The organism is Rhizobium sp. BR 317 (genome assembly GCF_047445835.1).
In the GTDB taxonomy this organism is placed as follows: Bacteria; Pseudomonadota; Alphaproteobacteria; order Rhizobiales; family Rhizobiaceae; genus Rhizobium; species Rhizobium paranaense.
The window spans coordinates 1-1271 of record NZ_JARWLB010000139.1; the positions used below are offsets into that span (position 1 = coordinate 1).

Consider the following 1271-nt stretch of genomic DNA (forward strand, 5'->3'; position numbering starts at 1 on the left):
TTGTCTAAGCACAGTATCGAGATTTCGGGACTAGCGGGCACGTCTGCCGGCGCGATTCTTGCGGCGCTCGCCTGCGCCGGCTACGACGCCGAGGAGATTTTTTCCGATAAGACGGGTGCGAATATTCTCGATCGACTTGACCTGGATMCTGACAATCTTGATGCAGGTCAGATTAAGCAGCCMGCGAAAACGCCTGCCAAGCTTTTTGGCGATGATGCGTGGTTCAGGCTGAGATTAATCCGGTTTCTGCTCGCTCGAATTTGGATGCTGAAGGTGGTTGGCTTMACCGTCCTCGCGATCGCCGTCATCGGTCTCTGGCTGTTTMCGCAACCGGCACTGGCTCTTCTCCTCGCAACACTGTTAATAGCGACGGGAGCAGCAATCTTTTTTATGAGAGGCGTCGTATCTCTCGATAACGTCAAGACCGGCCTCGACCAGTTGCTGTCGGTCAAACATCATGGCTCGCGCCGCGGCAGACCTGTGACGTTCAAGGACCTCGCGGAGGCGGGCCGTCTACCCTTGAAGATCGTGGCCKCAAACATCACTAGGCAAGAGCTGACGGTATTCTCCGCCGAAACTAGCCCAGACGTGGCCGTCTCGGATGCGGTCTGTGCATCAATCGCCATCCCAGGAGTCTTCAAGCCACGACGGATCGACGGAAACTGGTTTATGGACGGAGGGCTCGTTTCCAATCTCCCGGCCTGGACATTCGACGACGAGCGTTCTACCGATMGCGATGCCCTAACGGCGGCCATMGAGATCAGTGTCGGCGGCGTGAAAAGGCCGCCCCAATTAGCATGGACGATCGGATCCGCCATCAGAACAATGATCTTCGGGTCGGGAATTMTCAACAAACGCGGTGTCGATCGCCTAACTTCGGAGCGTCTGGTCGTCGATCTCGGCCTTCTCGACTTCGACATCKGTCGAACGCGCGCCGTGGAGATTGTTCAGAAGACTGAGACCTTCTGCGATGGAAGTCTCATTGCCCGCATGATCGAATTGCCGCGAAGCATCAACKATACGTGCGACGCGGTCTCATTGAAGTGCCACGAATTTATCGAAGCCGCATTTGCCGCAGCCGCGTCCCCCGATCGGCAATTTACAACGCGCATCGCCATCGCAATCCCGATCGGGCCACGGAATCGCACCGTCCGGCTTGAATTCAGTTCCGGATATGCCGACCTGTMCGACGAGAGGATTTGTCTACCTCTMGAACGCTCATTGATCGGAGACGCTTGGAGGCAGAATGAGACACTTTACGTATCGAAGAG

The 1271-nt window shown here is 56.2% G+C and carries 1 protein-coding gene; it reads left to right on the forward strand.

From position 1 onward, the window contains the following. On the forward strand, positions 1-1271 hold a 1271-nt coding region (locus tag QD357_RS32345; protein ID WP_414126087.1), incomplete at both ends, for a patatin-like phospholipase family protein.